The sequence below is a fragment of the Kribbella sp. genome, assembly GCF_035687465.1.
GTDB lineage: Bacteria > Actinomycetota > Actinomycetes > Propionibacteriales > Kribbellaceae > Kribbella.
The window spans coordinates 1-11,189 of record NZ_DASRXP010000542.1 but is presented as its reverse complement, the minus strand read 5'-3'; the positions used below and the strand labels follow the sequence as shown (position 1 = coordinate 11,189).

Here is an 11,189-nt window from a genome sequence, read left to right as displayed (position 1 = left end):
TGCATCCACCGGAGCACAGTGGATACGTAGTCCATGGAGTGGTTGTAGCGCAGTACCGCCTGCACCAGGCCCTGCGGATCGCGCAGGTTGGCCCCTCCCGAGCACAGGTACTCGCCTGCCGCGCGGGACGCGTCGAAGACGTTGTGCGGGTTCTTGATCCCGTCACCGTTGCCATCGGCACCGAACGACGCCCAGGTCCCGGGGATGAACTGCATCGGGCCGACCGCCCGGTCCCACTGGGTGTTGCCGTCGAACTGGCCCTGGTCGGTGTCGCTGATCGCGGCCATGCCCGGTCCACCGTCGAGCACCGGACCGAGGATCTGCCCGCGGGTGAGACCGGCCGCATCGACCCGGCCGCCGCTGGCATGGGAAGACTCAACCTTGCCGATGCCCGCGAGCAGCGGCCAGGTGATCCCACAGCCGGGCGTCGAGACGGCGAGCTCGTTGGCCGCCTTCTGGTACGCCGCCAGCACGGTTCCCGGGATCCCGGAAGTGTTGCCGATCGCCGGGGTCCCAGGGGGCAGCGGCTTGCCGTCCGTCGTACCGGTGATGGGGATCTCGATCTGGGACTTCTCCTGAGTGCCGAGACTGCCGTCGACACCGGGCCCGGGCGGCAACTCGGCCGCCAGGTCGTCGAAGACCGAGTCGGCCCGCGGTGTATTGGTGCCATCGACAACCAACTGCCCGGGCGGCTTCGAATCGCCGATCGCGAACACGAGCACCATCGCGGCGACGGGAGCCAGGCAGGCCCAGCCGGCCACGACCTTGATCCGCCAGACGTCGCCGGTACCGAACGGGCTCATCCGAAACGCCCTTCCACGTAGTCGGCCGTGCGCGGGTCCTCGGGGGTCGAGAAGATCGTGGTGGTCGGACCGGATTCCACGATCACGCCGGGCGTGCCCTGCTCGGCCAGGAAGAACGCGCAGGTCTGGGAGACCCGGGCGGCCTGCTGCATGTTGTGGGTGACGATCACGATGGTCACCTCACGGCGCAGGTCGTGGATGGTCTCCTCGATCCGCCGGGTCGAGGTCGGGTCGAGCGCGGAGCACGGTTCGTCCATCAGCAGCACATCGGGCCGGACGGCGAGCGATCTGGCGATGCACAGCCGCTGCTGCTGACCACCGGACAACGCACCGCCGGGCTGAGCGAGCCGGTCGCGGACTTCCTTCCACAGACCGGCCTTGGTGAGGCACTCCTCGATCAGGTCGCCGCGTTCGCCACCTCGCACCCGGGTGCCGGTGAGCTTGAGGCCGGCGGTGACGTTCTCCGCGATGCTCATAGCCGGGAACGGGTTCGGCTTCTGGAACACCATCCCGATTCGCTTGCGGGTATCGGTGATCCGCCGCTCGGGCTCGTAGATGTCGTCGCCGTCGAGCATCACCCGGCCGGCCAGCGAGGCACTCGGCACCAGTTCGTGCATCCGGTTCAGGATCCGCAGGAACGTCGACTTGCCACAGCCGGACGGCCCGATCAGGGCGGTGACCTGGCCGGACTCCATCCGCAGCGAGATCTCCTCGAGCACCTTGTGACTCCCGAACCAGGCAGCCACCCGATCGCTTTCGAGCACGCTGCCGCCACTGACCGGCGGCAACACGGTGGTCTCGTCGTCCGCCGCGGTCGGAACAGCGGGCAGTACGGACGTCATCAAGCAGGTCCTTCCGATCGGGACGGGCGGTCGGCGGTCGGCGCCAAGGCACGGACTCTTGGTAGCTTTCCTTCCGCTCCGGACCCGGAGATCGAAACCAGGTGAACGACGCATGAATGGTGCACTCGACAGCTCAGCCGCGGCGCCGCCCGCGGCGGAGGAGGCTTGCGATGTAGGAGCCTCCGGCAACTACTCCGCGGCGAACCGGGTGGCCCGGTTGGGCGATCAGGCGGATGCCGGGTGAGGCGACACCGGCGGCGAGACCTGCCACCAGTAGCGCCGGGATGCCCCATGCCAGCCAGCCGAGCGACTCGCCCTGCGTTGTCGCCGAGATCGGCTTCGTGCTGCCGCTCGCCTGGGGCGGGTTCTTGCTCGGGGTGCCCACCGACGGGGTCGCACCCGGCGAGGTCGGCGTACTCCCCGGCTGGTTGCCGTTGTCGTCGTTCGACCCGGTGCCGTTTCCGTTGCCGTTGCCGTCACCGTTGTTCTGCGGCGGAGCTGTGGTCTGCCCCGGGTCGTCCGGGTTGTTGGTCGTTGGCGGGTCGTCCGGCGTGTCGTCCTCGTCGTCGTCCACCGGGTCCTGGCCGTCCGGCGGAATCACCGGCTTGCCGATCTGGTTCTCCACGGCGTCGGCGACCTTCGCCGCCTGCTGCCGCATCGTGTCGGTCAGCGTCAGGTAGCCCTCCGGCAAGTTGCCGGACTCCTGGCCGTACTCCTGGCCAACCGTCGTCGCCCACCGCAGCGTGTCGGCGTAGTCCTTCGCTTCCGTGCCCTTCAGCGTGCTCGTCGGTACGGCTGCGTAGCTGATCATGGTGCCGGGGTAGCCACGCTTGTCCATCGAGGAGTAGTTGATCTTCCAGACGCCCGACGACTGATCGACGGTCGCGCCGTCCAGCGCGTACGTCATGCTCTCGTAGCTCGGCTGGACGAACTCACCCTGTGCGTTCCGCAGGGACACCGCTGCTATGCCCGCCTTCTCCAGCTCCGAAGTCGTCGACACAGCGAGGAGGTTCCGGCTTCCGGACAGCAGAACCTCGTTGCGCTTCGGCTGGACCGGAAGACCGGGCTCGGTCGGCAGGTTCGGGTACTGCGAGAGTGGCCAGGCAGTCATCAGCACATCCGCGCCCTGTGCCCACGAGCCGGTCGTCTGTGCCCAGAGCGCCTGAGGGGCGAAGCCACTCCAGATTTGCTGGTCCGTCCCCAACGTCCAGCCGTCGTTCAGGTTGTAGTCATCCCGCGGGAGCTGCCAGTTCCGGTAGGTCTTGTTGACAGTCATGCCCCACTGGTCAGGTCTGCCCTGGAGGAAGGAACGCGCTGAAGGGTCCGCCCACAACCACCTGGTCAGCGCCAGCATGACGTCGGTCTTGAACACCGGGATCGCCAACTGCGTGCCGAGAGGGTCGGTCCCACCGGCCCATTGAGCCGCGCCAGGATTCAGCTGCTGGAACTCCGGGTCGCTCAGCAGCCGCTGCGGATTCCCCGACGTGTTCGGATTCACTGGGAACCCCGTCCCTGGTGCATACCGGCCGGGGTACGACTGGGTCAGCAACTTGGCAACCAGCCGCTGATTGAGCTTCACGTCCGGGATCGGGCTGCCGTCGATCTTCTCCATCCTGAAGCCGATCGCGAACCCAGAGACGGCGATCGGGGCATAGGCCGCCTTGCGTTTCGTCGCCACCGAGTTGTCCGCAGCCGCTGGTTCGCTGACCACGGCGGCATCAGCGGCGTAGCCCGATGGCGCGATGGGATCCGACATTCCCAACTGTCGCAGGGAGTCAGGTTCCCAGGTCCGGGTGTAGTCCAGGCCGGCTGGGCTGGACTGCTGACAACGCGCCGGCACCCATCGCCGCATGGCTTCGGCCACCAACTCCGATCCCAGCATCACGGCCGAGTCGTCTCGCCCGACGCAGGCAGTCGCGGCCGGAGCGAAATTCAGCTTGAAGACATAGCGGTCATACCAGTTCGCCAGCAACTGCCAGTTTTCGGAGGGCGGTTTGCCGATCTGGTTGTTGCAGAAGGTTAGCCCACCGCCGGTCACATCGGGCTTGCACGGGCGCTCGGCCACCGGCACCACGACCAGCGAACAAGGGCTGGTTTCGGAACATCCCAGCGATTGGTTCTCCAGTTTGGTGTTCACCCAGGTCTGCATCTCACCTGTGCCATCGGGCCGCGTCGCCCCGCGACGGAAATTCTTTGTCCCAGGCGTGACATCGTCGATCGGCTCCACAGTGGTGGCCAGCGGTAGGACGGTCCAGAATCCGTTCGCGTTCAGGATTGCGTTCGGGGTCCCGTCTGCCTTGCGAAACGGGATTCTCATTTGCTGACCGGACGAGCTCGGAGGGCTGGTCCACCATTGGGCGGTCTCTGTTTGCGGATATAGCGTGGGTCTCACGGAGCCTTGCGCGTTGCTGCCAAGCGCGTTGCCGTTGGCATCGATACTGCCCATCCAGCAGTCTTCCCGAGCTGGGTTGGCTCCCCGACACTGCATGATGACGACCGAGTAAGTCGGGCCGAGACTCGGAGATGGCGTCATGCCTGTCCAGGACACGGACAGCATCTGGCGGGTCAGGCCAGCCGTACGCGAAACAGTCACGCTGCTCGCGCCCCGACTCAGCGTGGCCCCCGTGTTCGCCGGTTCCGCGACCAGGACGTTGTCCTTGTTCGGGTCAGGCGCTGGGTCGGCTTTCGGTTCGAAGGCGGCTGCGTTCACTGCTGACATCGCGAACACGAACGTGCCCGCGATCAGCGCCAGAGCGCGACGGCGGCGGGTCAGCCTCACAGTAATTCCTCCAAGGTCACGACTGCGGACACGTCCGGACGGACGGCACGGCGTGTCGACACCGCGAGCTTGCCCTGACGCCAGTCCTCACAGTTCGCAATCAGGTGAACCACGCATGAACGCGGCCGACCAGCTCCACAGAGCCAGCCGGCCAACGACAGAACCGGTGGGCGAGGAGTCGGACTCTTCGCCCACCGGTCATTGGTGCTCAGCAAGCGCGCTTCAAGCGAAGCAGCTCACAGCGTGCGCTGCCTTCTGATGGTGACTAGGAGACCACGCCGCAGGTTCCGCCGTTCTCGGCCGAACCGAGCGGGAGGAAGCCGTTGTCGGTGATGACGTCGCCGGCCGTTGCGGTGGACGGGTCGGAGTCGGCGTCCTCGCAGATGAACGGCGTGCCGAAGGTCGACGAGAAGCCGTCGCCGTCACCGAACAGGTCGGCCAGGTCGGCCGGCACCGCGCCACCAACAGACTTGACGACCTGGTACAGGTTGCGGTCGTAAGCGTTCGAGTCCGGGGTCGGGATCGCGCCGCGGAAGTTGCCGACCTTCTGAGCCGGGGTGAGCAGGTCCCAGCGGCCGAATGACACCGGCGCGATCGCACCGGCGGTCGCGGACACCAGCGCCGGGTCGTGCTCCTGCACCGACTGGCCGCCGACATTGTCCTTCACGCAGCTCGGCGGGGTGGTCGCGTTGATGCCGACCTGGGTCGCCCAGAAGTTCCGGGTACCCGAGTTCAGCTGCGGGATCAGCGGAACGATCGGCAGGTTCGGGCCGCCGAAGTCGTTCCAGTTGTCGGCGCTGCCGTCAGTCGGGCAGCTGTAGATCTTGGTCAGCTGCGCGTCGGTCAGCGAGGTGATGCCGGTGACGTCGTCGTTGGCCATCCAGCGCAGGCTGTCCTTAGCGAACGGCAGGAAGACCAGGCCGGCGCAGTTGCTGGACGACGGACCGCTCGACGAGCGGGCCGCGGACACCGACGGGTTCGAGCAAAGGGCGGTGATGCCCGCGCCCGAACCGTTCGGCCGGTTGACCGGGGTCTGGCCCGCGCGCAGGGTGATCTGCGCGGAACCAGTGGCGTCGAACGACGCCAGACGCTTGGTCGGGGCCTGGTCGTTGTACAGCGCGGCCAGGTCGTTCAGGACGAACTCGGAGGTGTCCGAGCCGACCAGGACGAGGTCGTCGCTGTCCGGGACGAAGTCGGGGTCGGCGGACGCCGACAGGGCGGAGGTAGCAACCAACGCAACCGCTGCCGCGGCGATAGCGGTGGCACGGACGGTACGGGTGAAACGCATCTCGGGAGTTTCCTTCCTCACCTGCGTTTGCGCGACCTTGTGGATCGCGGTCACCGTGTCTGACGGTGACAGCTCCAATCCATCCCGTCAGGGTCGACAGCGCCCGGCCATTTGGTGAACCACGCATGATGCTGTGGCTAGCCAGAAACGTTACCGTTACATCCGGTTGCCCCTACCGAGATCCTTGATCGTCAACGCAGACTGGTTTTCGCGTACTCGTTCGACCGCTCGAGCACGTCGCGCGCGTAGGTCTCCGACCGGTTGTAGGTCGTGATCGCGGCCCACCAGCCCGGGCCCGTCGTCATGGTCGACGTCGACGCACAGAGGTAAACAGCCGCTGTCGCAGCCGCGTCATCGATGTCATGTGGCCGGGCAGCACCATCGCCGTCGGCATCCACACCCCACGTCCGCCAGGTAGTCGGCAGGAACTGCATCGGGCCAACCGCGCGGTCCCAGCGAGTGTCGCCGTCGTACTGTCCGTCGTCGGTGTCCGCGATCGCCATGACACCTGGGCTTCCATCGAGCGGCGGTCCGATGATCGCCGGCGCGCTGGTCCCGTCTTCCGCCACCACCGCACCGCCGAAGCGTCCGTGCGCGGACTCGACCGCCCCGACCGCGGCGAGCGTTACCCAGCTCAAGCCGCAGGACGGATTTCGATCAGCGACGAACCGCTCCCCCAGTGCGTAAGCGGCCAAGGTCCGTGCAGCCACCGGAACCTTGGCGCTGATCTGATTCGCCCAGTCCTGGTAGCGCCCAGCGGCACCCCAGTCGGTTACCGGCGCCGTTGGTGCCTTGCCTGTCTGTCCGGCGGCCACGGGCGTCGGACCGGCCGGCGGCGGATCAGGTGGGATCCCCCCGGACACCACCAAGGGACCAGCCGTGGCGCGCCCGGATCCCGGACGCGCCACGCTAGTCACACTCACCAGGATCACCGTGATCAGCAGCGCGACCGCGGCCGCCGCCAGAAGAATCCTGCCTTTCACGCTGTCCTATCTACCCTTCAGTTGCAGGGCTTGCTCAAGCCCCAGGCCGCGACATTCAGCGTGTCCTGTGTGCCGGTCAGGCCAGTCGCCGGGGCGTAGCTGTCCTTGCCGAAGTCCACGTCGACGTCATCCGCGGTGCCGCCGATGCCGTCGGCGCCGACTCCGTACAGGCCCGGGAAGTTGCCGTCGGCATCCATCAGGCTCGCCACCGGGCTGGTCGGGTCGGTGTCGTAATTGCCGACCAGGTGGCCGATCTCCCGCGACACCAGGTTGCCGAGCGCCTGGCCGACGAACGCGATCCGGTTGCTGTCCGCGGTCAGGTAGGTGTTGAAGCTGATGACGCCGCCGGCCGCGCCGACCCGGTCGAGCTGCACCAGCGCGGTCTCCTCGTGCACGAAGTTCCCCGGGTCGATCGACTGCGCCGATCCGACCGGGCCGATCCCGGACCCGCCACCGACGACCACCCGCGACACGTTGGCGGTGCCGAAGTTGTCGGCGTCATCCCGGCTGTTCCGGATCTTGACGTCGACGTTCGGGTTCAGGCCCTTGTTCTTCAGATCTGTCTTCGCGTTCTCGGTCACCACCGCGACCGCCTTGCTGAGCACCCGGGACTCGTCGGCTGCCGTGAGCCCCCAGTTGCCGAGGAAGGCCGACAGACCGGTGAGCTGACGAACGCCCGAGCCACCGAGCGGCGCAAGGTCGGTCTCACCGCCGTCGAAGTCGAGGAAGATCGTCTGCGAGGTGGCGGCCGTCTCGGTGCTGGACCGGGATGCCCGCAGCGTCAGGTCGTACGAACCGAACCCGTCGGTGACGGATACGGCGTACCAGCCGGCCTGCTCCGCGACGTACGCGAAGTCGACCGGGCCGCGCGAGAGCGGCGACGACGCCGGGACGCGGGCGGTCACGTTCTGGGCGGAGCTCACTGCCAGGGTGCCGTTCGGCCGGTATACGCTGACCCGCTTACCCCCGGCGGTCAGGCTGCCGCTGAGGACGTCGCCCTTGGCGAGCTGAACAGCGTAGAAGTCCTTGTCGACGGGCGCCGCCGCGATCAGGACCTTGTAAGCGCCGGTGTCGTGCCCGCCGACGCCGCTACCCGAGTTGCTCGGGTCGGTCGGGAAAGTGCCGGCCGGGCTCTTGCCGGCGACAGCCACGTAGTAGTCACCGGCGGCAGGGAGCTGGAAGACGAGCTTGCTCGCCGCGCCGACACCGCTGTCGTCGTCCGAGGCGAGCAGCTGACCGGCGGCGTCGTACACGCCGACGACGGTGTTCGTGCTCGTCGCGGAGCCATCGGTGCTCACCGTCAGGGTGTGACCCGCTGCGCCAGTGACCTTGTAGAAGTCGAAGTCACCCTTGCGGTCACCGAGGGTGCCGTGCGGGCCATCGCCGAGCTGCCCGGTGGTCGTGATCGCACCACGTCCGTCGGTGCCGATGCCGGTCGCGGCGGCGAGCGGGATGGCGCCGTCGTCCTCGGTGCTGGCAGCGATCTCCACCAGGGACGGGGACAGGGTGCCGTGGACCGTTGCGGCCGGCTCCTTCCAGTAGCCGGTGCCGAAGCCGTAGAGGCGCTGGGCGCTCGAACTGGAGTCGTTCCGTCCTGCGGCGGTGGCCGCCTCGGACTCGGTGTACTGCTTGGTCTCGGTGGTGGCCGCTGACGCGCCCTGCACCGAAACGGCGACCGCGACGACGACTGCCGATGCCGCCAGCAGCATGCGCCTGATCCTTGTGACCATGGCTGAGTTTCCTCCCAGAAAGCTCAACGGCGGCAGACGGAATTGCCTGCGGCCGACCTTTCACCCCCGAGCGAAATGCAATTCCCAAGAACGGGGAACCTGGTGGCAATACTAGGTAGAAAGCAGCCTTCCGAGACGTTCTCGACAGGGTTGTTCAGGTGATAGGAATGCGCAGTTAACTAAGGCTTAGATCAGGTTGGGCAACAGTCCCGAGACCTGCTCGAAAACCCGCCACAACAACGCCAGCACGATCGGCCCGCCGATCAGGTACGACTCCCATTTGCCGATCCGGCTGCGGAACCAGACCACTCCGCCGACCGCCACGATCAGCGCCTCCAACCACAGCACCAATGGCAGGACCCCGGACAGGTCGACCCCGAGCGCCTGCTCACTGTCCGGCACCCGGGCCACTCGCATGGCCGGATCCGGCTGGACCTGCCCCTCGATCAACTCGGCATCCACGTAGACCGTCTTGGACGGCAGAGGCGAGCCCTCGGCGGTGACCAGGGTGATTCTGGACGCACCGTTAGCCATGGCCGCCGGCAACGGATCGCCAGCACGGCGGACGCCGAGGACCTGGTAGACGAACTGGCCCTGACCGGTGACGAGCTCGATCCGTGCGTCCTTGGTGAGGTTCGGCAACGCGCGGAACGGCGCACCGAAGGTCAGTCCCCGGCCGTAGATCACCGACACCCCGGCCTGCCCGGGCAGCGGGGTGTCCGCCCGATGGCCAGGCCCGTCCCGGAGTACCGAGCCGGTGGTTCCCTCCCGGATGACCTGGCGCAGACCGAGGCCCGGCACATCCAGCACCGCTACCGGATCACCGAAGACCATGCCAGGTCCAAGGGGCGCGGTCGCCTCGGCCAGCTGTCCGCGAATCTTGTCATAGGCCACGTCCTGCGCCCGGTTGTACTGGAGCGCGCCGAGCATCAGCACGTAGATCAGGAACAGGGCGATGCCCAGCGCGAACAGCCGCAGCGCGTCCGCGGTGAGCTGCGGGCGGAGCTCCAGTTCGGACCTGACCCTGGCCTGCACCCGCGCCGCCGGCCGAGCCGGTCGGGCGGCCGGGGTTTCGATCCGGGGCGGCGCGGTGTCGACCGCCGTCACTTCTTCCCTGCCCGCTTCTGCTGGAGGTACCGCGACACCAGCGTCGGGATCAGCAGCAACAAGAGCAGCTCCGCGGCAGTCAGCAGACCGAGGTTGCGCAGCATGTCTCCTCCGCCACGGTTGCCATTCAGCTCAGTGACGCTGCCCGTCGGCTCGTAGGCGTTGTTGTTGTTGCCGGCGGCATTGACCACCTGACCGGTCTCAGGGTCGATGGACGTGCCCGCCGTCGGTACCGGCTGGCCGGTCTTCGGGTCGATCGTGTTCCCGTCCCCGGTGCCGGTCCCGGTGCCGTTGCCCGTGCCGGTCCCCGTGCCGTTTCCGGTTCCAGTTCCCGTGCCCGTGCCCGTGCCGTTTCCGTTGTTGTCGCCGGTGCCTGTGCCGTTGCCGTTACCGTTGCCGTTGTTGTCGCCGGTCCCGTTCCCATTGCCATTGCCATTCCCGTTGCCCGGGGAATTCGGGCAGACGCCGTTGATCGAGGGCCCGGCTCCATCTTTGTCACAGGCCAACGGCTGCGGAGCCCTTTCTGCCAGCAGGTTCCGGTTCAGGTTCGTTCCGTCGAAGGTGGGATTGCCGCACTTCTTGATGTCGGTCGCCGTGGTCGGACTCCCCGGGACTTTCTGAACCTGCTGGAAGGCGGCCTGGACCAGGTTCAGGGGCAGTGGCGAGTACCCCAGCGGTGCCGCCTTCTGCTGCCCCTTGCAGAGGAAATAGGCGGCGAAGTCGGCGAGCGTCTGGCCCTTGTTGGTGCTCAGGTTCGCCGTCGGCAGGATCATGTACGAGTACGACGACAGCGGGTACGTCCGCGGGTCGGTAAAGTTGTACACCCCTGCGAGCTTCTGGGTCAGGTAGAGCGGCGAGCTCTGGTTTGTCTCGATCTGTGCCTTGGTGAGAGCCACTGCGGTGTTGTAGGCCGTCGGCAGGGCGTAGTAACCACCGTTGTTCCGTACCTTCGCCACCGGGTAGTCCTTGCCCAGCGCGTAGGAGTACTCGACGTACCCGATCGCGCCATCGGCATAGTCGGCAGAGATGTAGCCGGCCATCTGGCTCGAGCCACCCTGCGACTTCACGCCCGGGAAGTTCGTCGTCGGGTAGTACGACGTCTGCCCACAAACGCGTCCCTGGGTCGACCGGCAGAAGCTGTCCCACACGGCCTTGTGCTGGGTGTTCATCCAGATGGTGAACTGCGCCGTGGTCCCCGAGCCGTCGGACCGGACGACCGGGATGATCTTCTTGTTCGGCAGCGCCTTCCCGTTGTTGTCCCGGGTGATCTGCGCGTCATTCCAGTTGGTGATCCTGCCGGTGAAGATCTTGGTGATGGTGTCGCCGGACAACCGCAGGTCCCGGTAGAGCTTGCCACCCACCTTGATCTGGTACATGAACGCGGTTCCGCCGGCGACGATCGGCATATAGGCGTAGGCCCGGCCCAGCGATGTGTCGTTCGCGCCGGTGAGCGGATCCTTGCCCTGGTAGGGGATTTCGCTGATCGCGAAGTCGGTCAACTGGTTGGCGAAGTCGAGCCGGCCACGCGACGATCCGCCGCCGCCGTACTCGACGCGCATGCCGAGCGGCTCGACATCGCGGATCCACTGGTCGAGCGCGTTCTGCGACCAGGTCGAGCCGGTGCCGTAGATGTTGGTGTAAGCAGTGTTCGCCGCAC

7 protein-coding genes and 1 pseudogene are annotated in these 11,189 nt (G+C 67.0%); all 8 read right to left on the bottom strand.

Features of this window, described 5'->3' with window-relative positions:
* Positions 1-803, bottom strand: a pseudogene (locus VFG33_RS28645) (lytic transglycosylase domain-containing protein); the annotation flags it as partial.
* Positions 800-1,645, bottom strand: coding sequence for a phosphate ABC transporter ATP-binding protein (locus tag VFG33_RS28640; protein WP_325056084.1), 846 nt, complete (start codon positions 1,643-1,645; stop codon positions 800-802). The gene VFG33_RS28640 and the pseudogene VFG33_RS28645, both read right to left, overlap by 4 nt.
* 133 nt (positions 1,646-1,778) lie before the next feature.
* On the bottom strand, positions 1,779-3,962 hold the full coding sequence (locus tag VFG33_RS28635; protein WP_325056083.1) for a hypothetical protein: 2,184 nt from the start codon (positions 3,960-3,962) through the stop codon (positions 1,779-1,781).
* A 727-nt stretch (positions 3,963-4,689) separates the two neighbouring features.
* The gene (locus VFG33_RS28630) at positions 4,690-5,712 is read right to left on the bottom strand and encodes a PstS family phosphate ABC transporter substrate-binding protein (RefSeq protein ID WP_325056082.1); all 1,023 of its coding nucleotides are present in this window, start codon (positions 5,710-5,712) and stop codon (positions 4,690-4,692) included.
* 191 nt (positions 5,713-5,903) lie between these two features.
* Complete coding sequence (locus VFG33_RS28625; RefSeq protein WP_325056081.1) at positions 5,904-6,695, bottom strand: lytic murein transglycosylase; 792 nt, start codon at positions 6,693-6,695, stop codon at positions 5,904-5,906.
* Between the two features lie 17 nt (positions 6,696-6,712).
* Positions 6,713-8,404 carry a PPC domain-containing protein gene (locus tag VFG33_RS28620; protein WP_325056080.1) on the bottom strand — a complete coding sequence of 564 codons (1,692 nt, stop codon included), beginning with the start codon at positions 8,402-8,404 and terminating at the stop codon, positions 6,713-6,715.
* Between the two features lie 207 nt (positions 8,405-8,611).
* A complete protein-coding gene (locus VFG33_RS28615; RefSeq protein WP_325056079.1) occupies positions 8,612-9,532 on the bottom strand; it encodes a sortase in 921 nt (306 codons plus the stop codon).
* On the bottom strand, positions 9,529-11,189 hold a 1,661-nt coding region (locus VFG33_RS28610; RefSeq protein WP_325056078.1), incomplete at its 5' end, for a substrate-binding domain-containing protein. The genes VFG33_RS28610 and VFG33_RS28615, both read right to left, overlap by 4 nt.

Excerpts from the sequence above, each read along its gene's own strand:
- VFG33_RS28640 (WP_325056084.1), bottom strand. The coding sequence starts at position 1,645 with ATGACGTCCGTACTGCCCGCTGTTCCGACCGCGGCGGACGACGAGACC.
- VFG33_RS28635 (WP_325056083.1), bottom strand. The coding sequence starts at position 3,962 with ATGAGAATCCCGTTTCGCAAGGCAGACGGGACCCCGAACGCAATCCTG.
- VFG33_RS28630 (WP_325056082.1), bottom strand. The coding sequence starts at position 5,712 with ATGCGTTTCACCCGTACCGTCCGTGCCACCGCTATCGCCGCGGCAGCG.
- VFG33_RS28620 (WP_325056080.1), bottom strand. The coding sequence starts at position 8,404 with ATGCTGCTGGCGGCATCGGCAGTCGTCGTCGCGGTCGCCGTTTCGGTG.